18 protein-coding genes and 1 tRNA gene are annotated in these 22,737 nt (G+C 73.5%); 8 read left to right on the forward strand and 11 right to left on the reverse strand.

Annotated features, from left to right (window positions below):
- The first annotated feature begins 127 nt into the window (after positions 1–127).
- The gene (locus O1Q96_RS06815; RefSeq protein ID WP_269247298.1) at positions 128–1,246 is read left to right on the forward strand and encodes an LLM class flavin-dependent oxidoreductase; all 1,119 of its coding nucleotides are present in this window, start codon (positions 128–130) and stop codon (positions 1,244–1,246) included.
- On the opposite strand, the gene O1Q96_RS06820 is transcribed toward O1Q96_RS06815, so the two are convergent.
- Entirely contained in the window at positions 1,237–3,312 is a 2,076-nt protein-coding gene (locus O1Q96_RS06820; protein WP_269247299.1) for a putative bifunctional diguanylate cyclase/phosphodiesterase, read from the reverse strand. The genes O1Q96_RS06815 and O1Q96_RS06820 overlap by 10 nt on opposite strands.
- A 395-nt stretch (positions 3,313–3,707) precedes the next feature.
- Between O1Q96_RS06820 and O1Q96_RS06825 the strand changes: the two genes are divergently transcribed.
- Positions 3,708–5,156: a M6 family metalloprotease domain-containing protein gene (locus O1Q96_RS06825; protein WP_419586450.1), complete on the forward strand. Its 1,449-nt coding sequence runs from the start codon at positions 3,708–3,710 to the stop codon at positions 5,154–5,156.
- A gap of 88 nt (positions 5,157–5,244) precedes the next feature.
- Here the strand turns inward: O1Q96_RS06825 and O1Q96_RS06830 are convergent.
- From O1Q96_RS06830 to O1Q96_RS06860, 7 genes are all read right to left on the reverse strand, one after another.
- Positions 5,245–5,318: transfer RNA gene (locus O1Q96_RS06830), tRNA-Lys, on the reverse strand.
- Entirely contained in the window at positions 5,309–6,067 is a 759-nt protein-coding gene (locus O1Q96_RS06835) for a bifunctional DNA primase/polymerase (protein ID WP_269247300.1), read from the reverse strand. Before O1Q96_RS06835 ends, O1Q96_RS06830 begins: the two co-directional genes overlap by 10 nt.
- A gap of 419 nt (positions 6,068–6,486) precedes the next feature.
- Positions 6,487–6,852 carry a hypothetical protein gene (locus O1Q96_RS06840; protein WP_217454693.1) on the reverse strand — a complete coding sequence of 122 codons (366 nt, stop codon included), beginning with the start codon at positions 6,850–6,852 and terminating at the stop codon, positions 6,487–6,489.
- 364 nt (positions 6,853–7,216) lie between these two features.
- On the reverse strand, positions 7,217–8,551 hold the full coding sequence (locus tag O1Q96_RS06845) for an AAA domain-containing protein (protein WP_217458616.1): 1,335 nt from the start codon (positions 8,549–8,551) through the stop codon (positions 7,217–7,219).
- A complete protein-coding gene (locus tag O1Q96_RS06850) occupies positions 8,548–10,296 on the reverse strand; it encodes a hypothetical protein (protein WP_269247301.1) in 1,749 nt (582 codons plus the stop codon). Before O1Q96_RS06850 ends, O1Q96_RS06845 begins: the two co-directional genes overlap by 4 nt.
- Positions 10,287–11,534, reverse strand: coding sequence for a hypothetical protein (locus O1Q96_RS06855; protein ID WP_269247302.1), 1,248 nt, complete (start codon positions 11,532–11,534; stop codon positions 10,287–10,289). The genes O1Q96_RS06850 and O1Q96_RS06855 overlap by 10 nt, the downstream gene beginning before the upstream one ends.
- Positions 11,458–12,441, reverse strand: coding sequence for a phosphatase PAP2 family protein (locus tag O1Q96_RS06860; protein ID WP_269247303.1), 984 nt, complete (start codon positions 12,439–12,441; stop codon positions 11,458–11,460). The genes O1Q96_RS06855 and O1Q96_RS06860 overlap by 77 nt, the downstream gene beginning before the upstream one ends.
- A gap of 208 nt (positions 12,442–12,649) precedes the next feature.
- Here O1Q96_RS06860 and O1Q96_RS06865 point away from each other — a divergent pair, with 208 nt between their 5' ends.
- The gene (locus O1Q96_RS06865) at positions 12,650–13,246 is read left to right on the forward strand and encodes a histidine phosphatase family protein (protein WP_269247304.1); all 597 of its coding nucleotides are present in this window, start codon (positions 12,650–12,652) and stop codon (positions 13,244–13,246) included.
- A gap of 32 nt (positions 13,247–13,278) precedes the next feature.
- Here O1Q96_RS06865 and O1Q96_RS06870 read toward each other — a convergent pair whose 3' ends face one another.
- Positions 13,279–14,772 (reverse strand): NsdA family TPR-like regulatory protein, encoded by a 1,494-nt coding sequence (locus O1Q96_RS06870; RefSeq protein WP_269247305.1) that lies wholly within the window; start codon positions 14,770–14,772, stop codon positions 13,279–13,281.
- Between the two features lie 231 nt (positions 14,773–15,003).
- On the opposite strand from O1Q96_RS06870, the gene O1Q96_RS06875 reads away from it, so the two are divergent.
- Positions 15,004–15,471 (forward strand): hypothetical protein, encoded by a 468-nt coding sequence (locus tag O1Q96_RS06875; protein WP_419586454.1) that lies wholly within the window; start codon positions 15,004–15,006, stop codon positions 15,469–15,471.
- A gap of 253 nt (positions 15,472–15,724) precedes the next feature.
- Complete coding sequence (locus O1Q96_RS06880; RefSeq protein WP_269253513.1) at positions 15,725–16,510, forward strand: spermidine synthase; 786 nt, start codon at positions 15,725–15,727, stop codon at positions 16,508–16,510.
- A gap of 60 nt (positions 16,511–16,570) precedes the next feature.
- Here the strand turns inward: O1Q96_RS06880 and O1Q96_RS06885 are convergent, their stop codons facing one another.
- Positions 16,571–17,095: a hypothetical protein gene (locus tag O1Q96_RS06885; RefSeq protein WP_269247307.1), complete on the reverse strand. Its 525-nt coding sequence runs from the start codon at positions 17,093–17,095 to the stop codon at positions 16,571–16,573.
- A gap of 154 nt (positions 17,096–17,249) precedes the next feature.
- Here O1Q96_RS06885 and O1Q96_RS06890 point away from each other — a divergent pair, with 154 nt between their 5' ends.
- From O1Q96_RS06890 to O1Q96_RS06900, 3 genes are all read left to right on the forward strand, one after another.
- Positions 17,250–17,981 carry a response regulator transcription factor gene (locus tag O1Q96_RS06890; RefSeq protein WP_269247308.1) on the forward strand — a complete coding sequence of 244 codons (732 nt, stop codon included), beginning with the start codon at positions 17,250–17,252 and terminating at the stop codon, positions 17,979–17,981.
- A complete protein-coding gene (locus tag O1Q96_RS06895; RefSeq protein ID WP_269247309.1) occupies positions 17,978–19,420 on the forward strand; it encodes a sensor histidine kinase in 1,443 nt (480 codons plus the stop codon). The genes O1Q96_RS06890 and O1Q96_RS06895 overlap by 4 nt, the downstream gene beginning before the upstream one ends.
- Before the next feature lie 137 nt (positions 19,421–19,557).
- Positions 19,558–21,027, forward strand: coding sequence for a glycoside hydrolase family 18 protein (locus O1Q96_RS06900; protein ID WP_269247310.1), 1,470 nt, complete (start codon positions 19,558–19,560; stop codon positions 21,025–21,027).
- Positions 21,028–21,193: 166 nt separating this feature from the next.
- On the opposite strand, the gene O1Q96_RS06905 is transcribed toward O1Q96_RS06900, so the two are convergent.
- Positions 21,194–22,615, reverse strand: coding sequence for a GH1 family beta-glucosidase (locus O1Q96_RS06905; protein WP_269247311.1), 1,422 nt, complete (start codon positions 22,613–22,615; stop codon positions 21,194–21,196).
- Between the last annotated feature and the right edge of the window lie 122 nt (positions 22,616–22,737).

The raw sequence follows: 22,737 nt of genomic DNA on the forward strand, positions 1-22,737 counted from the left end.
CCCGAAGGGGGCACGGGAACTGCGGGACCGGCCACTCACGACCCGCACACGACCCCGCACGGGAATAAGCGGAGCCGACCTCCTGTTAGTGCATCGCGGACCACGCGAGCACCAACAGGAGGAACCCGTGCCGGCACCGGACCACACGCCCAGCGAGACCCACGAGATCCGAGGCGAGGCGCAGGGCACCGCCCCCGTGCCCCTCTCCGTACTGGACCTGGTCACCGTCGGCGCGGGCCACACCGCGACCGAGGCCCTGCGGACCAGCGTCGAGCTGTCCCGCCTCGCGGAGTCCCGCGGATTCCACCGCTACTGGGTGGCCGAACACCACTCCATGCCCGGCGTGGCCTCCTCCTCACCGGCCGTGATCCTCGCCCACCTCGCCGCCCACACGAGCCGTATCCGCCTGGGTTCCGGCGGAGTGATGCTGCCGAACCACGCTCCCCTGGTCATCGCGGAGCAGTTCGGCACCCTCGAAGCGATGGCCCCGGGCCGCGTCGACCTCGGCCTCGGCCGGGCCCCCGGCACGGACGGCGCCACGGCCGCGGCCCTGCGCCGCACGGAACGGCTGAACGAGGGCGCCGACGACTTCCCCCAGCAGCTCGCGGAACTGACCCGCTTCCTGGACGACGACTTCCCGGACGGCCACCCGTACGCCCGCATCCACGCCGTCCCCGGCCCCGTCCAGGCGACCTCGCCCGGCGGCGTCCAGTCCCCGCACCGCCCGCCGGTCTGGCTGCTCGGCTCCTCCGGCTTCAGTGCCCGCCTGGCCGGCACCCTCGGCCTGCCCTTCGCCTTCGCGCACCACTTCTCGGCCCAGAACACCATCCCGGCGCTCGACCTCTACCGGGAGTCCTTCCGGCCGTCGGCCGTGCTCGACGCGCCCTACGCCCTGATCGGCGTCTCCGCCCTCGCCACGGACGACGAGTTGGAGGCCCGCCGCCAGGTCGAGGCCGCCGCGCTGAACATGGTCCGGCTGCGCACCGGCCGCCCCGGCCTGGTCCCCACCCCGGAGGAGGCCGAGGCGTACGCGTTCAGCCCGATGGAGCGGGAGTTCGTCGACTCCTGGAACGCGAACGTCATCCACGGCACCGCCGACGAGGTCCGCTCCGGCCTCGACGACCTCCACAAGCGCACTGGCGCCGACGAGTTGATGCTCACGGGCAACGCCCACAGCGGCGCCGTACGCCTGCGCTCGTACGAACTGATCGCGGACGCCTACCGGCTGCCCGGGGCTCAGGCCTGACGGCAGGCCGCCGCCGTCAATAGCGCGGAGATGCGGTCCGGCGCCACCGGCCGGGAGTACAGCCACCCCTGGCCGGTGTCGCAGCCGATGCGCCGCAGACGGGTCGCCTGGCCCGCCGTCTCCACGCACTCGGCGGTGACCGTCAGACCCAGCCGGTGCGCGAGCTGGATCATCGCCTCGACGACGACCTCGTCGGCCGGATTGGGCGGAGCGGCGCCGTCGCCGCTCTCGTACTGGAAGCCGCGCACGAACGACCCGTCGAGCTTCAGCACCGACACCGGCAGACGGCTGAGATAGGCGAGGTTCGAGTAGCCGGTGCCGAAGTCGTCGATGGCGATACGCACACCCATGTCGCTGAGCGCCTGCAGGGCCTGGAGCGGCCGGCCCGCCGAGCCCATCACGGCGGACTCGGTGAGCTCCAGCTGGAGGAGGTGCGGGGCGAGCCCGGTCTCCGCGAGGATCGCCGCCACGTCGGACACCAGATCGGAGTCCCAGACCTGACGCACCGCCACGTTCACGCTGACGAAGATCGGCTCCGCGTCCGGGTGCTCCAACTGCCACCGGCGCGCCTGCCGGCAGGCCGTGGCCAGCACCCAGCGGCCGAGCTGCACGATCGACCCGTCCTCCTCGGCAAGTCCGATGAACCGATTCGGCGTCAGTGTGCCGAACTGAGGATGGTTCCATCGCACCAGCGCCTCGACGCCGCGCACCCCGCCGTCCTCCATGCACACCAGCGGCTGGTACTCCAGCGCGAACTCCCCGCGCTCGACGGCCGGACGCAGGGTGGAGGAGAGCGCCTGACGGGTCATGCGGTGGGCGTTGCGCTCCGGGTCGAAGAGCGTCCAGCGGGACTTCCCGTCGGCCTTCGCCCAGTACAGCGTCGTGTCGGCGGCCTGCATCAGACCGGTCGCGGTGGTGCCGGCCGCATGCCGCTCGACGACACCGATCGAGGCCGAGACCGAGAGCCGCTGCCCGGACAGGTCGAAGGGCACCTGAAGGGACTTCAGCACCGAGTCGGCGAGGTCCGCGAGCTGCTCCGTACCCGTCGAGTCCTCGACGAGCAGCGCGAACTCGTCGCCGCCCAGCCGGGCCACCAGCGGCGTGGCCGTTCGCGCGTAGCCGGCCTCGTTCGCGCAGCGCGTCAGGCGCTCGGCGACGGCCGCGAGCAGCCGGTCGCCGACCCGGTGGCCGAGCGTGTCGTTGACGGCCTTGAACCCGTCGAGGTCCAGGTAGCACAGCCCGATGCGGCCGGTGCCCGACTCCTCGTACGCCTCCGCCTCCAGCGCGGCCGAGAGCCGCTCGAAGAACAGGGTGCGGTTGGGCAGCCGTGTCACCGGGTCGTGCATCTGCAGGTGCCGCAGGCGCGCCTGCAGTTCGCGGCGGGCGCTGATGTCGGAGACCGAGAGCAGTACGGCCCGCTCCTCCTCGGGCAGCGGACTGACCGTCACCTGGGCCCAGAGCGAGTGGCCGTCCGGATGTTTGAGGCGGCGCGTGCAGCGGAGTCTTGCCTGGCGGCCGCGGAGCACCTCGCGGTACGCGTGCCAGGTACGCGCGTCCGACGCCAGGTCCACCAGGTCGGCGGCGATCCGGCCGGTGAGCCCCTCCCCGTCGGCGCCCGTGCCGAGCAGCGCGGCCAGGGTGTCGTTGGCCGTGACGACCCGGCCCTCACGGTCCACTACGGCCATCGCGAGAGGGGCCGCCGCGAAAGTGGCTCGAAACGTACGTGCGGCGGCGCCGGTTTCGGTGTCGGCACCCGTCCCGGGCGCCGCACGCGGTGGAAGCCCGGCCGGGGGCGCGGCCGACAGCCTCGCCGGGAGTCCCGCCGCCAGACCGATCGGGAACTCGGCCGAGAGGTCCACCGGGAGTCCGGCCGGGAGCCCGCCCGAAAGTCCGGCCGCGAGGCCGATCGGGGGGTCGGTCAAGGGGTCGACCAGGGGCTCGACGCGTCGGGCCCGTTCCTCGTGAGATGGGGTTCCGGCGCGAGGAGAGGTCGCAATATGACTCTCTGTGACGGCCGACCGGACGAGGTCTGCCGTGGGCGCCGGCCCATCGGACGTTCCGCTCACCGTTCGCTCCCGCTGTGCACTCGTTCGTCGTACAGGTCTCGTCGGGGGTCGGCCGGTGGTGGACGGCCGCTCTAGCCGTGTCCGCGCAGGAAAGTGTGCCGATCATAGAGGCTGGCCGGTGGGCCTTCCAGCTACTGTCCAGTGTCCCGGATGGGTGCCCCTTTCTGACAGATCGTTTCTGCCCGCACCTGGACGGGTTCCTTCCCCGGCCGATCACTTGTGACGTTCCGTGAGTGCTCGGGGTGTCGGCGCGTCCTGGCGCCCCCCGGGTGCTCCCCGATGTGCTCGGTCGGGTGTCGGCCCCCTCACTCCTTTGGATCAGATAAACAGGGCGTAAATGATCAAACCGGCACAGGCTGGGTGCGGTATCCCGAATTCCGCATCCGGAGGTCGACGTGCCGCGTCTGCTCCCCCTCAAGGGGCTCACCCGTGGCGGGGCCCGGCCCCGTCGGCGCGGCTTCGGCCGACCCGGTCCCGACGGGCGCGGGCGGGGCCGACGCGAGGACGGACGGCTCGCCCGGCGGTGGCTCGGTCCGGGCCCGCGTGAGCGGGAACAGCGTTGGCAGGGGTGGCGCAGTCCCGCGGCGGTGTTCACCTCTCTGACGGCGCTCGCCGCCACCTCCCTGGTCGCGGGGCCCTCGGTCGCCGTGCCGCTCTCGATGCCGTGCGCGCTGAAACGGACCGCGGCCCACCACTCCGAGGGACTGGACACCTGGAACGCCGCCTATCCGCGGCCCACCAGGCGCCTCGACGCGGTGATGGTCTTCCTCTCCTTCCCGGACGCCGAACCGGTGACCACGCCCGCCGAGCTGACGGCCGACTACTTCCCGGCCACCAGCCGCTTCTTCGAACGGGCCTCGTACGGAAAGTTCCAGCTGCGCCCGCACCCGCTCCGGGAGTGGATCCGTATGCCCCGGGCCTCGACCGCGTACGCCATACAGCGTGACTGGAACGCGGCGGCGCGCTCCACGTACCTGCGCGAAGCCCTCGCGGCGGCGGACGAGCGGGTCGACTTCTCCCGCTACGACATCGTCTACTTCGTCGCCGACCCCGACGCGCCGGGCGTCGACTCGGACGCGACGAAGGTCGTCAACATGGATGTGCCGCTGCGGGCCGACGGCGAGGACATCCGCCGGGTCGTGACGGTCTTCGAGAAGCATCCGCCGGACCGGCTGGTCCTGGCGCACGAGACCGGTCATGTCTTCGACCTGCCCGACCTCTACCACCGGCCCTCCGACGGCAAGGGCGACTGGGACACGTATGTCGGCGACTGGGACCTCATGGGCAGTCAGTTCGGCCTCGCTCCCGACCTCTTCGGCTGGCACAAGTGGAAGCTCGGCTGGCTGGAGCCGCGTCAGGTGGCGTGCGTACGGGATGCGAGCGGGCCGGGTACACGGCTGACGCTCGAACCGCTGGCGGCGGGAGCGGGGGTGGCCGCGGCGGGTGCCGAGGCGGCCGGGCGGGCGGGCGCGCCCGGGGCGCCGGGGTTCGGCTCGGGGGGCGGGACGAAGCTGGCGGTGGTGCGGACCGCGCGGGACGGCGTCATCGCCCTCGAGGCGCGGGGGGCGGTCGGCAACGACGAGGCGGTCTGTTCACAGGGCGTGCTCGTCTACCGCGTGCGCAGTGAGACGGAGTCCGGCCGTGGGCCGATCGAGGTCGTCGACGCGAACCCCGCGTCCGCGGCCTGCTGGGACGAATCGGTCTATCCGCCGCTCGCGGACGCGCCGGTCGGCCTCGGGGAGAGCTTCACCGTGCCCGGAGAGGGCGTACGGATCGAAGTGGAGGACCGGACGGCTTCGGGGGCGTGGACCGTGACGATCTCGACGGAGAGCCGAGGGGGCTGAGAGGGCCGAGTGTGTCCGCCCGGCCGGGGCGGGTGCGAGCAGGCACGCGAAAGGCCCCTCGCTTCCACGAGGGGCCTTTCACCGTCTGTGCGCCGCCAGGGACTCGAACCCCGGACCCGCTGATTAAGAGTCAGCTGCTCTAACCAACTGAGCTAGCGGCGCCTGCTGACGTCGTAGACCTTAGCACCCTGATCGGCGGGAGGAAAAATCGATATCGGGGCCGCGGGAGAGGGCTCGGCGGCCCGGTCGGCGGCCTGTCGGCGGGCCGCCGACCGGGCCGCTCGGACCGCCGCCCACAGCAGGATCTCCGGGCCCGGCAGCCAGGGGTCACGGGTGTCGGGGGCGACGAGCCAGCGGGAGTCGGGGCGGGTGGCGGCGGCCGGGGCGGCAAGGGCCGGCGCGGGGACCGTCACCGCGTCGCCGGTGCCGTGGCACAGGAGCGGCGGGATGGCCCGGCCACGGTCGGAGGCGCCGCCGGAGCCCCACTCCTCCCACTCCAGGAGCGAGGGCAGCCGCTGTGCCGTGCCCGGGGCGGCGAACAGGAGAATCCGGCCCCGGTACATGGCCACGGGGCCGGAGCCCGGACCCTCGTCCCACAGCCGGTCCAGCATGTGGCGGCCGAAGACGGCGGGGGCGTTGACGACGTCGAAGGCCGAGCCGCAGGCCAGGACCACAGGGGCGGCGGGCCGGTCCGCCCAGAGGATGCGGGTGCTGCGCGGATACGTTCCTGCCGAGGCGAGCCAGGCGGCGCCCTCAGGAGTGACTCCGGTGACCTCGGTGACGTGGGAGGGCTCGGGGATGCCGGGGGTGTACGGCGTGCCGAGGGCGTCGAACACGTCCGGGAGCGGCTCGACGGTGCCGGTGCCGGGGCCGTGGGGGGCGGTGCTTACCAGGTTCCGATCGCTGCTCATGGCATTCAGGTCTACCGGGGGTGAGCGAGCCGTTCCCCAGGGTTGCCGAAATGGGGGACAGGGCGGGACAGGGTGGAGTATCTTGCCCGCCTGGCATATGCCAGGGATGTTTTCGCGTGGCCCTGGGCGACGACGGAGGGCGCTGAACACCCCGGCCGCGTATCGCGAGACCTCGCTGCCCCGCCTGCGCGTTCTGCTTTGTGCGTCTCGCCCGTGCGTCGCGCCGACGCGTCCCGCCGGTACGTTTCTGCACGGGTGCGGCCCTTGCGCCGTCCGTGTGTCCCCGCCCGGATTCCGCCGGCTGCCTCCCCCCGGGCCTCGCTGACACTCCGCCCGCGCATCCGCGACCGGCCCGCGGTGCGTCCTTGCCCGAGCCCGGGCCATGTGTCCGTGTCCCGCCGGGCCCCGGCCGCGGGCGCTCAGACCGGGTCGGCGTACCCCTCGGCGTCCGCTCCGCGCAGCAGCTCCCGCCCGAACTCGACCATCTTCTTCGCGTAGTCCTCGGTCCACTCGGCCTGCTCGGCGATCGCCGCGGGAGTGAGCCGGTCGAACCGACGGGGATCGGCGAGCTGCGCGGCGGCCATCGCCTGGAACTCGACGGCCCGGTCGGTGGCCGCGCGGAACGCGAGGGTCAGCTCCGTGGCCCGGGCCAGCAGCGCCCGGGGGTCGTCGATCGACTCCAGGTCGAAGAAGTGCTCCGGGTCGGCGGCCGCCTCCGCGGGCTCGAAGAGCAGTGGCGCGGGGCGAAGCCGCGGTTCGTTCCGACGCGGCGTGGGCTCCGCCATGACTTCTCCTCCTCGTGCAGGGGTCGGCCCGTCCTTGTGGGTGGGCCATCGTCCATTGTCCCTTGACCGCGCAAGAGGGCCTCCAGACCCCGGTTGACCGGCCCGGATACGCGCCCCTCACGCACTCCTGCGCCGCTCCTTCACGCCTTCCACGCGACCCGGTGTTCCGAGAGATGGGACAGCACCGCGTGGTTGGCCTCCCAGCCGTCCGGGCTGTATCCGTCTGCCGCCTCCGGCGGCGGGCCGGACTCCGTCCGGCGGCCGGGTCTTCGGGGCGTACCGGTGTTCTTCGGGGCCGGGTGGCGCCTTCGTGTCGTGGCCGCGGCGCCGGACGTGTGTGTCGTGCGCCCCGCTCGTGGCCCCTTCACGCTTTCCACGCGACCCGGTGTTCCGAGAGATGGGACAGCACCGCGTGGTTGGCCTCCCAGCCGTCCGGGAACTTCACCGTGACGCCGAGCTGGACCGGTTCCGTGGAGGGGTGGTCGTCGAGGAGGTCCGTGACGCCCGCTCGGCAGACGACGATGCAGGCGTGGCGGTGCCGGGAGGCCAGGACGCACAGGCGGCCCGTCTCCAGGTGGAAGGCCGTTGCGTCGGGGCGGCCCGACAGGGGATGCAGGACGACGGTCACGTCGAACTCGCGGCCCTGCAGACGGTTCGCCGTGTCGACGGTCACCTCCGGCACACCCAGCTCGGCCAGCGCCGCGCGCACAGCCGCCGCCTGGTCGCGGTGGGCCGTGCCGACCGCGATGCGGTCGGCGGTCAGAGGGGCCGGGTCCGGTGCGCGCTCCGACGTCGCCGCGCCGCCCCGGTCCAGGAGCCGGCGTACGACCAGGGCGAGTGCCCGGATCGCCTCCGGGTCCGTGCGCGGGGTGTGCCGGGCCGGGAGCTCCAGCAGGCCCCAGCCCGATTCCGCCGCCTCGTCGATGACCCGGTCGGGGCCCGAACCGTCCGACGGGACGGCGAAGGCGAGCCGGCGGTCGCCGTGGCCCGTGCCGCTGCGGAACGGCGTGAAGGGATAGAACGCGTCCGAGACCAGCGGCGCCGCCGACGCCGGCAGCCGCCAGGAGACGGGGAGCCGGTGCTGCGGCAGCTCCGGGTTGTGGGCGAGGAGTGTCGTCACGGCCGAGGCCGACGGATCGTAGGACAGCCCCGCCCACTGCTCCGAGCCGACGATCGCGAACGGGTCCAGCTGGCCCGGGTCGCCCACGAACAGCGCCCGCTCGAACAGCCCGGCCACGGCGAGGAGCGCGTCCGAGCGCATCTGGTACGCCTCGTCGACGATCGCGTGCCCCCACGGCTCGACGCCCTTGACGTGCGCCCACTTCGCGGCCGTCGAGATGACCACGTCGAGCCCGGCCAGGTCCCCGGCCTTCGCGGACTTGCGGACGTGTGGCAGGTCGTCGAGCGCCTTGTCGTACGGGTCGGAGTCGCTGCTGTGCAGCCGGCCGACGGGCAGCTCGGGGTTCTTCTCGGCCAGCCGCAGCACCAGGTCGTCGACCTGCGCGTTCGTCTGGGCGATGACCATCAGCGGGCGCCCCGCCTCTGCCAGTTCGAGCGCGGCCCGCACCACGAGCGTGGACTTGCCGGCGCCGGGCGGCGAGTCCACCACGACCCCGCGGTCCGTCCCGCGCAGGGTGTCGCGCAGGATCGCGTCGGTGGCGCGGGCGGCCTCGGCCCCCGGGTCGAACACGGTCGTCACAGGACGTCCTCCTCGGTCACGGCGTCGGGCCGCGGGGCGGCGTCGGTCTCTCCGGGCGGCCCGCCGTGCGTCCACGGCGTGTCCTCGGGGTCGGGCAGCTTCGCGCCTCCCCGCTGCTCGTGCTCGAAGAGCGTGAAGCAGAGGAGGTCGCCCTTCTCCGGCACGGATCCGGGCTCGGGCTCCTTGCCGCGGCCCATCTTGTCGACGACGCGCAGCACGACGAGCGTGCCGCCCCGCCCGGCGGCGGCGTCGTACCCGGAAGAGCCGCCCGGGTCCGGGGAGCCGCCCGAGCCGCCCGAGCCGCTGGAACCGAGGGCGCTGTCGGAGCCGGGGGAGTCGCCGGAGGCGTCCGCCCCGAGCGCGCCGCTCGCCCCGGGAGATCCGTCGTCCTCGTACCCCACGAACTCCGCCGCCTGCGGCTTTCCGCCGAGCGAGCGGAAGACCTTGGCCCGCTCGCCGAGATGCGGCCGGTCGTCCGTGCGCACGGTCACCAGGGGGCGCGGGCTGGGCCGCTTCCCCTCGCTGTACGCCATCACGACATCGGTGACCTCACCCGCGAAGGCCTCGCCCGCGAGCCGCCGTCCGGCCATGACGAGCGGGTCGTCGAGGGCCTCCTGCGCCTCCAGGCGGGCCTGTTCGCGCTCGCGCGTGGCGAGTTTGTTCGCCGCCGTGACCGCGTCGTCCCGGCGCGGCTGTGGCGGCTCGCCGGCGAGGACCCGGTCCCGGTGACCGGTGAACGACCAGCGGTCGCGGGTCCACCGGTCGGCGGCGCGCGGACCCTCGGGCAGGGCCCGCAGCAGGTCCAGTCCGTGCCACACCGCGTCCCACGTGGGGCGGGTGCGGCTCGCCACCAGCTCGCGGACGTGCCGCTCGGCGGCCGTGAGCTCACCGAGCCGGTCGTCCGCCTCGATGCCGTCCTCGGCGGCCGCGAGCGACGTACGCGCGCGGTCGTAGCGCTCGATGGCGGGAGCCAGCAGTTTGTTGTCGAAGGCCGGGTCGGTGGCGGGCCCGGCGGGCGGGTGGACGAGCTGCCCCTGGGCGTCCCGCAGCAGCTCGGCCCGCAACGCCGCCTCGGCGCCGGACCCGTCGTCCGGCGGGTCGATCCAGGCGAGGAGCGCCCCCAGGTGCTGGTCCTCCAGGGTGGACTGACCGGTGGCCCAGTGCCGTGACAGCACGTCCGTGAGCGCGAGCAGGAGCGACGAGCCCGGCACCCGGGCGCGCTCTGCGTAGTGCGTGAACCACCGTCCGAGCAGCGGCACGCGCGGCGGCGCCGGATGCGGTGTCTCCGGGTCCTGCTCGGCGGTGCGCCTGAAGCGCATGGAACGCCCGAGCAGCCGTACGAAGTCGACACCGGCCCGGCTCGGCACGATCAACTGCGGTGCGTCCGCGCACAGCTCGACCTCGACCTTGACCCGCTTGCCGGTCTCCGGGTCGGTCTCGCTGCGCTCGGCGGCCTCGACGTCCTGCGCGTAGTCGTCGATGTACGGCAGGACGACGCCCGCCAGTTCCGCGAGGAACGCGAACCTCAGGTCGCGGTCCCGGGGCTGCGGCACGACCAGCAGCCGCGGCGCGTCGCGGTCCGTGCCGACGAGTGCGCCCAGCGGGGCGCCGGCCTCCCCGGCGGTGGTGAGCGGCACGAGGACGAGCGGCCGCTCGACGAGGTGCCGGTGCCGGACGGTGGCGAGGGGCTGGGCCCGGCCGCTCTCCACGGCCTCCAGCCGGGCGAGGGTCGTGATCAGCGACATACGGCTTCCTCCCGGCCGGTTCGCCCGGCGAGCGGTGAGGGGCCGCCCGCGAGTCGGTCGGGGCCGGTCGCGCAGCTCTCCGCGCCGCCCACGACGGGGGCCGCGACGCCCAGTGCCTCGGCTCGCAGCCTCGCCGCCCTGCGCAGTGCCGCGACCGTCGGGTCGGCCGGGTCGCCCAACTCGCCGCGGGCCGCCGACAGGACGTCGCCGACCGACGTCAGGCCGCCGAGCTCGGCCCGCAGGGACCGGCCGAGCGAGGTCACCGCGCCCTGCGCGCGGGAGCGGTCGCGGCAGTGGAAGGCCAGTTCGCACGCGGAGAGGCACTCGGGGGCGTAGGTCGCCGGGACCGACTCCACCGCCGCCGTCAGGTCGGCGGCAGGGAGGTCGGGGGCGAAACAGGTGCCCTCGGGGAGCGCGTCGGCGATGTCCTCGATGCGGGTGAGGCGGTCCAGCTGGCGGCGGGTCACCGAGCGCTGCTTGCGGACGTCCACGGCGGACGCGGTCGGCAGGTTGGAGAAGTCCTTCGGGCAGACCAGCAGCACCGTGTGCCGCACCTCGGGCGGGGGATCCAGCCGCTCCGCGACGCGCTCCAGCGCCAGTACGTACACCGCGGCCTGGCGGGCCGCCGCGCCCACCTTGGCCGCGTCCGCCGAACCGTCCAGCATCGGGAAGGACTTGATCTCGACGACCGTCCAGCCGCCGTCGGGATGCACGACCACCGCGTCCGGCTCCAGGAAGGCGGGGGAGCCCGCCACGTCCAGGGCGAGCAGCGGGTGGTCGAGCAGCGTCCAGCCGCCCGCCGCGGTGGCCTCCCGCAGGGCCAGGGCCGTACGGGCCGTGCGGCCCTCGGGGCCGACGGCGGTGAGGTCGGGAACGGCTCCGGCGGTGGGCGGCTCGGCCTGCGCGTCCAGCCTCTCGTGCACGAGCCGCAGCAGCTCCGCGCCTCCGTCGGCCTTGACCCGCGCCTCGAAGGCGTTGCCCCGCATGAACGCGAACTGTGACTGGCCGAAGGCCGACGGCGAGCCGAGCGCGCTCGCCAGCACCGCCTTGTTCACGCCCGCCCCGTCGAGGATCGCGCGCCGCCGGCAGCCCGGATTCGCGGCGAGCGCCGCGAGGGCGCGCGCGTCCAGCGGCTGCGGCGGGACGGCCGGACCGCGCAGCTCAGCGAGCCGCTGCCGGAGTCCCGTCCCCGGCGTCGGTGGGACTCGCTCCCGGTTCGGCTCCCGGCTCGGCGGCACCCGGGGTGGCTGGGACCTTGCGCTGTCGGGGAATTCGCTCACTCGCGGAAGTCTGGCACCCCGCACTGACAATTGAGGAACCTGCGCCGTGCGGGACGCCTGTGGGGCCGCCGCGGGCATGCGGGAAGGGCCGGATCCCGAACCGCGCCCGGACCGTGTCCGCGAGCCGCAGCACCGGCCGGGTCAGCAGGAACCCGACGCCCATGACGGCGAAGCCGGCCACCGCGTCGAGGAAGTAGTGGTTGGCGGTGCCCATCACCACGATCGTCGTGATCAGCGGATACAGGACGCCCGCGACCTTGGTGAGCCGTGTGCCGCCGTACATCCAGAGCATCACACCGCACCACAGGGCCCAGCCGCAGTGCAGGCTGGGCATCGCCGCGTACTGGTTGGTCATGCCGCCGAGGCCGCGGGGCGCGCTCGCCTCGCCGCCCCACCAGCCGTAGTCGCTGTACTGGGCCATCGTGTCGACGAACCCGTGGCCCGCCGACAGCAGCCGCGGCGGGCAGGTCGGCAGCAGCGTGAAACCGATCAGGCCCATGAACGTGGACGTCATCAGCCAGGTCCTGGCGGCTCTGTAGCGCACCGCACGCGACCGGAACAGCCAGACCAGGACCGCGGGCGTGACCAGGTAGTGCAGTGACGCGTACCAGAAGTCCGCCGGGATGCCGATCCACGGCTCACGCGTGAAGAGACGGTTCAGCGGGTGCTCGGCGTTGAGAAAGAAGAACTTCTCGACGCGCAGGATCGCCAGGCCGTGGTCGACGGCGCTGGTCACGTCCCCGCGCGCAAGCAGCCGTCCTGCCGAGTACGCCCCGTACACCAGCAGGATCAAAGGCAGCTCGGTCCACCAGCGGAGGCGGGTACGTGGCGCCGCCTCGGTGCTCGGTGCATCGGTCAGCAGCATCCGATCCCTCCCCCTCCTGCTTTCCCCCGGTCGCAGTTCCGCGGACCAATGTACGGTCTGTGCGCTTCCCGTATGGGGGCGCCCCCGGTGCTCAAAGACGCAGAGATCGCTCTCGGGGTTGCTCCACGGGCACGTGCGAGATGATGGAGTGATCCACCCCTCGTTCTCCTGCGGTTCACCGCTCGCTCCTCCCGGAAGGGCCCCCTTCATGGCACCGCGCATCCTGCTGGCCCGGCACGGACAGACGGAATGGTCGCTGTCCGGCAAGCACACCGGCAGGACCGACATCCCGCTCCTGGACGAGGGCAGGCGCGGCGCCAAGCTGCTCGGCGAGCGTCTGCGCCGGGCGCCGCTGAACGGACTTCCCGGAGCGGAGGTCCGCACCAGTCCGCTGGCACGCGCGCGTGAGACGTGCGAACTCGCCGGTTTCGGTGACCGCGCGGCCCCCTGGGACGCGCTCATGGAGTGGGACTACGGCGCCTACGAGGGCCTGACCCCGGACGAGATCCGGGCCGGCCGTCCCGACTGGCTGATCTGGCGGGACGGGGTGCCCCGGGGCGAGACCCTCGCGGAGGTCACCGCGCGCGCGGACGAGGTGGTCGAAACGGTCCGCTCCGGGGACCGTGACGTGCTGGTCTTCGCCCACGGCCACATCCTGCGCTCGATCGGCGCCCGCTGGCTCGGCCTCGGCCTGGACTTCGGGGCCCGCGTCCGCCTCAACCCCACGTCCCTCTCGGTCCTGGGCTGGGCCTACGGAGAGCCCGCGATCGAGACCTGGAACGACTGCGGCCACCTGACCGCGTGACCCCGCCGCCCCGGCCCGCGCACGGACTCCCGCTATGCCGTCCGTGGCAGGGCCCCGTGGCGTTCGAGGAAGTCCGAGACTCCCGAGGCGCGGCGGTGCGGCAGCAGGACCCTGGCCGTTCCCGCCAGCATCGTCTGCACCCGGGACGACTGGACCTCGTCCAGCAGGTCCAGGACGCGCAACCCGGCCGCGGCGGCCTCGTCGGGGTGCCCGGCGCGGGCGAGGTCGTCGGCGAGTTCGGCCGTGTAGAGCGCGAGATTGCGCGTGAAGTGCGGGTCCTGGAGCCGGGTCGCCCGGCGAGCCTGGTGGGCGGCGCGCGGCCAGTCGCCCAGCGTCGACCAGCACTGCGCTTCAAGCCCTGCCAGTTCGGCGTCTCCGTAGAAGCTCATCCACTCCGGATCGGCGTCACAGGGGCCGCGCCCGTACAGGGCCTTCGCCCGCGTCAGCGCCTGCTCGCAGCCCGTCCGGTCGGCCAGCCCCGCCCAGCCGCCCGCCTCGCGCAGCGAGAGCAGCGACAGGAGCCGGGCCGAGCCGAGGGGCCGCGCCGCGTACTGCGCCGCCTGCGCCGCCCGCACCGCCTCGCGCGGGCGCCCCGCGTCCCGGGCGAGGAACGACGTGTTGCAGAAGGCGTGCGCCTCCAGAGCCGGGTCCCCGGCCACCCGGGCCGTCGCCAGCGCCTCCGCGTAGTGCGAGCGCGCGTCGTCGAAACGCCCCGAGTCGTGTGCCAGCCAGCCCACGGAGATGGCCAGTTCACCGGCCCCCGTGTGCAGCCGCTCGGCGGTCGCCTGCCGCGCCGCACCGGCGTCCAGCAGGGCGTACGCGGACCGCAGCGGAGCCGCCGCCCTCCGGTACAGCCCGTCGGCGCCGTGCCGGTCGTCCAGCAGCCGGATCTTGCGTACGGCCTCTTCCAGCGCTCCCGCCTCGGCCTCGCCGGCCCGGCGCACGGGATGCTCCGCGGCCGCGGCCGCGGAGCCGAACGCGAGCCCCCATGGGCTCAGGGAGGCGGCCGCCACCGTGGCGGTGCCGCCGCTCATGAATGCGCGACGTTGCACGTCGCTCTCCTCGTGGTCCTGGTCGTCGTTCTCGTGCGGGTCGTACGGGTGATACGGATCGTGCGAATCATGCGTGCCGTGTGTCGCTACATACGGCTCGTACGCCCCGTCCGTCTCATGCGGGGCGTACAACGGGCTCGTGGTGTGTGGAGCGGGCGCCACCTCGGCGGTGCGCGCCCCCCGGCCACGCACCGCCGATCGGGGCACGAAGCCCAGGTCGGTCAGCGTCCGGCCGGGGAACATGTGCAGGAACACCCGCTCGTACGCGTAGTTGGGGCAGCGGATCTCCCCCGCCTCGACGCGCCCGATGTAGCGGGCGTCACAGCTGACCTGCTCCTCGATCTCCCGGGCGGCCCGCCGCACCGCCGCGGCGAACTCGCCCGGCGAGCGCTGCCCGCGCAGGCGCCGGAAGGCGAGATTCGGCCGCGGCGGCCGAGGCGACTGTGACGACGAGGTCATCGGTGACGACGCCATGGCCGGGCCCTCTCTCACGAACCGTCGAACCATGCCGGAACCAGGGCGAGTTGATCATGAATTCGATCGAGCCGTACCCGTGTTTCCAGCGGGCACGAACGTACCCGCTGTGACGAGACCACCACGCGGGGTTTGGCTACAAACCGGATATCTCATCCCTGATCTGCCATGAACTGCCATCCTTTGCGGCCGAGTTTCGCCGTAGCCGTTGACGTGGTGGGGCGTTGAACCATGCGGTGCGCTCGATCGAGGAGGGGTTCCGTGGTGGAGGCCAGGATGGAGACCAGGCAGGGCGTCGATTCGCGTCCCCCGCTCGTGCCGTGCGGCGGTGAGCGTGGCGAGGGCCCCGGGGTTCCCTGTGATCTCGTCACCGTGCCCGCCCGGCAGGGGCTGGAGGCCGTCGACATCCTGCGCAGGGGCGCCGCCGCCGAGGCGGTCGGCCCCGTGCTGCACGACGACACCGGCGGCACACTCGGATTCCTGGTGCCGCCGGGGACGGCTTCCGCCTGGGACGTCCCGGGCAGTACGTGCACGCGGACGGACGGACGGGGGGTCCGGCTGGCGCCGGAGCCGCCGGTCGAGGGATCGGACTGGCTGCTGCCGCCCGGCGAGGCCGACCTGGCCACGGATCCGGCCGTGCTGCGGGCTGCGCTGGGGGAGGCGGCCCGGTTGATCGAGGCCGCGGACAACTGCCGTTGAGGACGGGTGCGCGGTGAGTCGCGTGCTGTGTGCGAGCCGGTGGAGGCCGGTCGCGCCCGGCGGCGGAGCCGCACCAAGTCACAGCTCCACGCTCCTGGAAGGGCGCTGCCGCTGAGCCGGGCCGTTCCGGCGGGTCGATAATGGGCGGATGGCGAGGGCGAAGAACAAACGTGCGGACGACAGGCGGGCGGGTGGCAGACGTGTCGACTCCCCGGCCGTCGTCGAGAGCGTCGACGGAGGTCTCGCCGAGCTCATGCCCGACCGGGAGCGTGCGCGGGCCTGGACGCTGCTCATCGACGGAGCCCCGCAGTCGCACGTCGACCTCGACGATCCCTCGTACCTGAGCTTCGAGTACCAGCGCCGTCTCGGTCACGTCATCGATCTCGTCGCCCCGCCCGGCAAGCCCGTGCAGGCCGTCCACCTCGGCGGCGGCGCCTTCACGCTCGCCCGGTACGTGGCCGCGACCCGGCCCCGCTCCACCCAGCAGGTCGTCGAACGGGACGCGGCGCTCGTCCGACTGGTCCGGCGCGAACTGCCGTTGGACCCGAACGCCCGGATCAGGGTGCGGTCCGTCGACGCGCGCGAAGGGCTCGCCAAGATGCCGGACGACTGGGCCGACCTGGTCATCGCGGACGTGTTCAGCGGGGCGCGCACACCCGCCCATCTGACGTCCGGCGAGTTCCTCACCGACGTACGCAGGGTCGTGAAGGCCGGTGGCCTGTACGCCGCCAACCTCGCCGACGGCCCGCCCCTGGCGCATCTGCGCGGCCAGATCGCCACCGCCGCCGGCGTCTTCCCCGAACTCGCCCTCGTCGCCGACCCCACGGTCCTGCGCGGCAAGCGTTTCGGCAACGCCGTCCTGGTCGGTTCGGACCGGCCGCTGCCCGTCGCGGAACTGACCCGGCGCGCGGCCTCCGACCCCCACCCCGCACGGGTCGAACACGGCAGGGCCCTGCGGGACTTCACGGGCGGAGCGACCCCGGTGACGGACGCCGCGGCGGTCGCCTCACCGGCGCCCCCGCCCTCGGTCTTCCGGTAGCCGCACCACCGGCCCGGGGCGGCCCACGGACAGTCGGCCCACCTGAGCGCCCACCGGCGCTCAGTAGTCGTTGATGTCGACCCGTGGCGCGGAGTCGTGCCACGTGCAGAACACCGACACCCGGTCCGCCCCGGAGGAGAACTCCACCCGGATCCACGTCTCGGTCTTCCACACCTGCATGGACCACCCGGACGCGGGCGTCGCGGACACCAGCGACGCCGACGACGGGCCGAGATCGAAGACGACCCGGCCCCCGCCGGTGTCGTAACTCCTCACCGCGCCCGAGGCGCCCGCGCTCGGAGTGGGACTGGCCGGCTTCGAACGCGAGGGCGACGAGGAGGGCGTGGCCGACGGGGAACGGCTCGCACTCGGCTCACGGCTCCTCGCCGGCTCGGGCCCGGGCCGACTCGTGGAGGAGGACAGCGGCTTCGCCCCCTGCGCGGTCCCGTCCGCCGTGATCGGCAGCGCGCGCGGCGGGTCGTAGGCCGTTCCCGTCATCACCGTGTGGACACCCCACCACGACAGCGTGACCGCCGCGCCCGTGGCGAGCGACCAAGCCAGTACGTGTACGAGTCCTCTGCGCATCGACGGCCATCCTGCCCCACGCGCCCCGTGCGTGTCCCCTGTGCGGTCCCGTCCGGAACCCTGGCGAACGCGCCGGGAGCACGCCCGGAGCGCGGTGCGGGCAGTTGTCCACAGGCCCCGGCCCGCCTGACTCGTATGGCGTACGGTGCGGGCCATGGCAAGTGTGCTCGTGGTCGAGGACGACCAGTTCGTGCGCTCGGCCCTCATCCGGCACCTGACCGAGGCGGCGCACACGGTGCGCAGTGTCGGTACGGCGCTGGAGGCGCTGCGCGAGGTCGCCCATTTCCGCTTCGACGTGGTGATCCTGGATCTCGGCCTGCCCGACCTGGACGGGGCGGAGGCGCTGAAGATGCTGCGCGGCATCACCGACGTGCCCGTGATCGTCGCGACCGCCCGCGACGACGAGACGGAGATCGTCCGGCTGCTGAACGACGGGGCGGACGACTACCTCACCAAGCCCTTCTCGGTCGAGCATCTGGCGGCCCGGATGGCGGCGGTGCTGCGCCGCGCCCGGTCCTCGGCCGGGGAACCCCCGCCCTCACCGGAGATCCGGGTCGGCGGCCTCGCCATCGACCCCCTGCGCCGCCAGGCGGAACTGGACGGCGTACGACTGGACCTGACCCGGCGCGAGTTCGACCTGCTGGCCTTCCTCGCGGGGCGGCCCGGCGTCGTCGTGGCGCGCAGGGAGCTGCTCGCCGAGGTGTGGCAGCAGTCCTACGGCGACGACCAGACCATCGACGTCCATCTGTCCTGGCTGCGGCGGAAGCTGGGCGAGACGGCGGCCCGGCCGCGCTATCTGCACACCCTGCGTGGCGTCGGCGTGAAGCTGGAGCCGCCGGGGCCGTCCGGGACGCCGGGGTCGACGGGCGTGGGGCCGTCGCGATGAGATGGGCGCTGGTCAAGGTCTGCGTGGCCGTCACCACGATGGTCGTGGTGGCCTTCGCGGTCCCCCTCGGGCTGGTGATCAGGGAGATGGCGAGGGACCGGGCGTTCTCGAACGCCGAGCGGGAGGCGGCGGCCATCGCCCCCGCACTCTCGATCACCACCGACCGGGACGAGTTGGAGCGGGTCGTCGCCTCCGCGGGCTCGGACGCGGGAATGGCCGTGCACATCCCCGCGAGCGACGGCGACGGCAGCGGCAGCGGGGGTGATGACGGCGGCGAAGGGCAGCAGGCGGTCGACATCGGACGGCAGCGTGCCGCCGACAAGGACATCACCACGACCCGGAAACTGGGCCGCGCCTCCACCACCGAGGTGCCCGGCGGCTCCACGCTGCTGCAGCCCGTCGCGCTGAGCTCGGGCGAGATCGCCGTCGTCGAGGTGTACGTCCCCGAGTCGGAGGTCACCAACGGCGTGGCCACGGCCTGGGCCGTCCTCGCCGGGGTCGGTGTCGCGCTCATCGTCGGCTCGGTCGCGGTGGCCGACCGGCTCGGCGTACGGATGGTGCAGCCCGCGCAGCGCCTGGTGGAGAGCGCGCACGAGCTGGGGGAGGGGAAGCTGGGCGCCCGGGTGCCCGAGGAGGGCCCGACCGAGCTGCGGCTCGCGGCGGTCGCCTTCAACTCCATGGCCGACCAGGTCGTCCAACTCCTCGCGAACGAAAGAGAGTTGGCGGCCGATCTCTCGCACCGGCTGCGTACACCGCTGACGGTGCTGCGGCTGAACGCGGCCTCGCTCGGCGACGGGCCGGCCGCCGAGCAGACCCGGGCCGCCGTCGCGCAGCTGGAGCGCGAGGTCGACACGATCATCCGGACGGCCCGTGACGCCAAGCCGCAGACAGCGGCGGTCGGGGCCGGCGTCGGGTGCGACGCGGCCGAGGTCGTCCGGGAGCGGATGGAATTCTGGTCGGCGCTCGCCGAGGACGAGGGGCGCAAGGTGCGCGTGGCCGGGGTCGACCGGCCCGTACGGATACCCGTGGCCCGCGCCGACCTCGTCGCCGCCCTCGACGCCCTGCTGGGGAACGTGTTCCGGCACACGGCCGAGGGCACCGCCTTCGCGGTCGACGTGCACAACGGCGAGGACGCCGTGATCGTCCTGGTCTCGGACGCGGGGCCCGGGATAGCCGACCCGCGGGCGGCGATGGCGCGTGGCCGCGGATCCGGTGCCGACGGCTCGACCGGACTAGGACTCGACATCGTGAGCCGGCTCGCCGAGTCGACCGGCGGGGACGTCCGGATCGGCCGCTCCGTCCTGGGCGGGACCGAGGTCAGGATCTGGATCCAGCTGGACGGGCGGGAGCCGGTGCGGCGGGGCCACCGGGGAGCGGTGCGAAGGCGCCGGCCCACGAAATTGGTCTCGACCTTTAACCGTCCCCGATCGCATCCTTAAGCGCACCCTAAGATCCTCAACTGCCGTCCGGATCAAGAGCTTTGCCCGATTCCGGGTCGCTAGCGTGCTGCCGCACCCCCACCCTCGGTCCCGTCCACGGGTAACCGGGGACCCCGTACAGCGAAGGCAGGCACGCGATGAGCACGCACCGGCGCACGGTCAGTGGCAGGAACAAGGCGATCGGCGGTGTGGTCGCCGCGGCCGTGGTCGGCGGCGGAGCCCTCGCGTTCTCCGGTACGGCGCAGGCGGCCGGGGTCGGCGCCGCGTACACCAGGACCAGCGACTGGTCGACCGGCTACACGGCGCAGTACGTCGTCACGAACGACAGCGGCGGGGCGACGAAGGACTGGACACTGGAGTTCGACCTGCCGACGGGGGCGAAGCTCGGGTCCCTGTGGAACGGCGAGTCGAAGGTGAGCGGCCGCCACGTCACCGTGAAGCCCCCGTCCTGGGACAGGGACGGGCTCGCCGAGGGCGAGACGGTGACCGTCGGATTCGTGGTGAACGGCACCAGTGACCCGACCGGCTGTCTCGTCGACGGCGCCACGTGCTCGGTGGACGACGGGGCGACGCCCGAGCCCACCGGCCGCCCGACGCGGCCCCCGACGGCGACGGCGTCACCGGAGCCGGCGAAGCCCACCGCGACCGCCACCCCGACCCGGAGCACGAGCCCCACCCCGACGCCCACCGGGACCACCGGCGGCGGCACGGCCGACAGCGCCGGATTCGCGCCGTACGTCGACACCTCGCTCCACCCCGCCTTCGACCTGCTCGCCCACTCGGCGGCCACCGGGGTGAAGGAGTACACCCTCGCCTTCGTCACCGACGGCGGCGGTTGCACCCCCGAATGGGGCGGCGTCACGGACCTCGGCAGCGACGCGGTCGCCGCCCAGATCGGCGCCCTGCGCGCCGAGGGCGGCGACGTCCGCGTCTCGTTCGGCGGCGCGGCCGGCTCCGAGCTGGCGCTGAACTGCTCGACGGCGGACGCCCTCGCGGCGGCGTACGGCAAGGCCGTGGACGTGTACGGGCTCACGAAGCTCGACTTCGACGTGGAGGGCGGCGCGCTCCCGGACAAGGCGGCGAACACCCGCCGCGCGAAGGCGATAGCCCGGCTCCAGCGCGAACACCCGGACCTGGACGTCTCGTTCACGCTCCCCGTCATGCCCGAGGGCCTCACCCAGGACGGCGTGGACCTGCTCGCTGACGCCAGGTCGAACGGCGTCGGCATCGACACCGTCAACATCATGGCGATGGACTACGGACCGGCGTACAGCGGCGACATGGGCACCTACGCGGAACAGGCCGCCACGGCGACCCAGGCGCAGATCAGGGGAGTCCTGGGCCTGTCCGAGTCCGCCGCCTGGAAGACGGTCGCCGTCACCCCCATGATCGGCGTCAACGACGTGACGACGGAGATCTTCGGGGTCGACGACGCCACCCAGCTCGTGGACTTCGCCAGGACGAAGGGGATCGGCCGACTCTCCATGTGGTCCGCCACCCGTGACAAGCAGTGCCCGGGCGGCACCAAGCCCTCCGCAGACGCGACCTGCAGCTCGGTCCTCCAGAACACCCACGCCTTCTCGAAGGCCCTCGCCGCCTACAAGTAGCCCCTGAGCGGCAGCCCCGGACGCCCCCGCCGGCCACGTGCGGGAGGGGGTCACGCGCCCCGGTCGGTCTTCCCCCCACCCGGCCGGGGCGCGCAGGCACACCGCGGGGCGCGGCACTCCCCTCACCGTGCCGCGCCCCGCCCGCCTCCCCCCCCAGGAGGGGCGTCTATTCGACCGGGTTCACCGGCGGAAGCTCCCCGGTGCGGGCCGCCTCCCGGTACCAGAGGGCGCTCGACTTGGGCGTACGCGCCTGCGTCGCGTAGTCCACGTACACCGCGCCGAAGCGCTTGCCGTAGCCGTACGCCCACTCGAAGTTGTCCATCAGGGACCAGAGGTAGTAGCCGCGCACGTCCGCGCCGTCGGCGATCGCACGGCGGACCGCGCGCAGGTGCCCGTGCAGGTACGCGATCCGCTCCGGGTCGTGGACGCGGCCCTCCGGGTCCGGCTTGTCGTCGTACGCGGCGCCGTTCTCCGTCACGTACAGCGGCAGACCCGGCGCCTCGCGCGTGTAGCGCATGATCAGGTCCTGCAGACCGGTCGGGTCGATCGTCCAGCCCATCTCCGTGCGCTCACCGGGAGTCTGGTGGAATGCCACGTCGTCCGCGCCGGGCCAGGGGGAGAACGAACTCGACCCGTGGCCGTCCGCGCGCGGCCCCGACGCGTCCTTCGGCGCCGCCGCCACCAGCGTCGGCGTGTAGTAGTTCAGCCCGAGCGCGTCCAACGGCTGGTTGATCAGGGCGAGATCGCCGTCCAGCACGTACGACCAGTCCGTCACCGAGGCCGTCGCCGCGAGCAGGGTCTCCGGGTACGCGCCGTGCAGCATCGGGCCGTGGAAGACACCGTTGGCCAGGTCGTCGATGCGCCGGACCGCAGCCAGGTCGGCGGGGTCCCGCGTCAGCGGCCTGACCACCGAGGAGTTGAGGCTCACCGCGATGCTGTTGCGGGCGGGCATCGCGGCGCGCAGGGCCGTGGTGCCGAGGCCGTGCGCCAGGTTGAGGTGGTGCGCCGCCCGCAGGGACGCCTCCGGGTCGGTGCGGCCGGGAGCGTGCACCCCGGACCCGTACCCCAGGAAGGCGCTGCACCACGGCTCGTTGAGTGTGATCCACTGCTCGACACGGTCGCCGAGCGCCTCACCGACGATCTGCGCGTACTCGGCGAAACGCAGCGCCGTGTCCCGCTCGGGCCAGCCGCCCGCGTCCTCCAGCTCCTGGGGGAGGTCCCAGTGGTAGAGGGTGAGCGCGGGCTTGATGCCGTGGGAGAGCAGCTCGTCGACCAGGCGGCGGTAGAAGTCGAGTCCGCGCTGGACGGCGGGGCCGCGGCCCGTCGGCTGCACCCGGGACCAGGACACCGAGAAGCGGTACGCGGTCAGGCCCAGCTCCGCCATCATCGCCACGTCGTCGCGGTAGCGGTGGTAGTGGTCGTTGGCGATGTCACCGGTCTCGCCGCCGGCCGTCTTGCCGGGCGTATGGCTGAAGGTGTCCCAGATCGAGGGCGTGCGGCCGTCCTCTCGCACCGCCCCCTCGATCTGGTACGCGGAGGTCGCCGCACCCCACAGGAAAGCGGGCGGGAAGGTCACAGGCTCAGGCATGGAAGCGCTCCCATGGGAGGAAGGTCGTAGGAGACCAGGGGTATGGGGTCGGAGGGGGGAGGGGCCGAGGCGGCGGTGGCCCGGCCCGTCGGCCGGTCGCGGCGGCTCGGCCCCGTCGGGCG

The organism is Streptomyces aurantiacus, from assembly GCF_027107535.1.
GTDB lineage: Bacteria > Actinomycetota > Actinomycetes > Streptomycetales > Streptomycetaceae > Streptomyces.

Excerpts from the sequence above, each read along its gene's own strand:
- O1Q96_RS06895 (WP_269247309.1), top strand. The coding sequence starts at position 17,978 with ATGAGATGGGCGCTGGTCAAGGTCTGCGTGGCCGTCACCACGATGGTC.
- O1Q96_RS06865 (WP_269247304.1), top strand. The coding sequence starts at position 12,650 with ATGGCACCGCGCATCCTGCTGGCCCGGCACGGACAGACGGAATGGTCG.
- O1Q96_RS06860 (WP_269247303.1), bottom strand. The coding sequence starts at position 12,441 with ATGCTGCTGACCGATGCACCGAGCACCGAGGCGGCGCCACGTACCCGC.
- O1Q96_RS06875 (WP_419586454.1), top strand. The coding sequence starts at position 15,004 with ATGCGGTGCGCTCGATCGAGGAGGGGTTCCGTGGTGGAGGCCAGGATG.
- O1Q96_RS06835 (WP_269247300.1), bottom strand. The coding sequence starts at position 6,067 with ATGAGCAGCGATCGGAACCTGGTAAGCACCGCCCCCCACGGCCCCGGC.
- O1Q96_RS06870 (WP_269247305.1), bottom strand. The coding sequence starts at position 14,772 with ATGGCGTCGTCACCGATGACCTCGTCGTCACAGTCGCCTCGGCCGCCG.
- O1Q96_RS06900 (WP_269247310.1), top strand. The coding sequence starts at position 19,558 with ATGAGCACGCACCGGCGCACGGTCAGTGGCAGGAACAAGGCGATCGGC.
- O1Q96_RS06880 (WP_269253513.1), top strand. The coding sequence starts at position 15,725 with ATGCCCGACCGGGAGCGTGCGCGGGCCTGGACGCTGCTCATCGACGGA.
- O1Q96_RS06885 (WP_269247307.1), bottom strand. The coding sequence starts at position 17,095 with ATGCGCAGAGGACTCGTACACGTACTGGCTTGGTCGCTCGCCACGGGC.
- O1Q96_RS06905 (WP_269247311.1), bottom strand. The coding sequence starts at position 22,615 with ATGCCTGAGCCTGTGACCTTCCCGCCCGCTTTCCTGTGGGGTGCGGCG.
- O1Q96_RS06840 (WP_217454693.1), bottom strand. The coding sequence starts at position 6,852 with ATGGCGGAGCCCACGCCGCGTCGGAACGAACCGCGGCTTCGCCCCGCG.
- O1Q96_RS06890 (WP_269247308.1), top strand. The coding sequence starts at position 17,250 with ATGGCAAGTGTGCTCGTGGTCGAGGACGACCAGTTCGTGCGCTCGGCC.
- O1Q96_RS06850 (WP_269247301.1), bottom strand. The coding sequence starts at position 10,296 with ATGTCGCTGATCACGACCCTCGCCCGGCTGGAGGCCGTGGAGAGCGGC.